We start from the raw sequence: 328 nt of genomic DNA, 5'->3' as shown, positions 1-328 counted from the left end.
AGCAGGAATTTTAAAAATGGCAGTACAAAAAAGTCGCAAGACTCCTTCAAAACGCGGTATGCGTCGTTCACATGATGCACTAAGTGCACCATCTTTAACTGTTGATAGCACTTCTGGTGAAACTCACCGTCGTCATCACGTTACTGCTGACGGCTTCTACAAAGGCAAAAAAGTAATCGAAAAGTAAGTTATTACTTTGCGTAAATTTACTGTTGCGCTTGATGCCATGGGGGGTGATTTTGGCCCCCATATTTCTTTACCTGCCAGTTACAAATCCCTAGAACGTCATCCTAACTTATTGATAATTATTGTCGGTAACGAACAAGAA

The 328-nt window shown here is 40.9% G+C and carries 1 protein-coding gene; it reads left to right on the top strand.

The window, feature by feature from the left end:
• Nucleotides 1–16: 16 nt before the first annotated feature.
• A complete protein-coding gene (rpmF, locus tag GQR38_RS20285; protein WP_165738080.1) occupies nt 17–187 on the top strand; it encodes a 50S ribosomal protein L32 in 171 nt (56 codons plus the stop codon).
• Nucleotides 188–328 lie beyond the last annotated feature (141 nt).

The organism is Pseudoalteromonas sp. c7(2019) (assembly GCF_011378625.1).
GTDB classification, from domain to species: domain Bacteria; phylum Pseudomonadota; class Gammaproteobacteria; order Enterobacterales; family Alteromonadaceae; genus Pseudoalteromonas; species Pseudoalteromonas arctica.
This window is presented reverse-complemented; position numbering and strand designations above follow the sequence as displayed.

What these genes read in the sequence shown, in the direction of transcription:
- rpmF (WP_165738080.1), top strand. Translation starts at nt 17, where the DNA reads ATGGCAGTACAAAAAAGTCGCAAGACTCCTTCAAAACGCGGTATGCGT.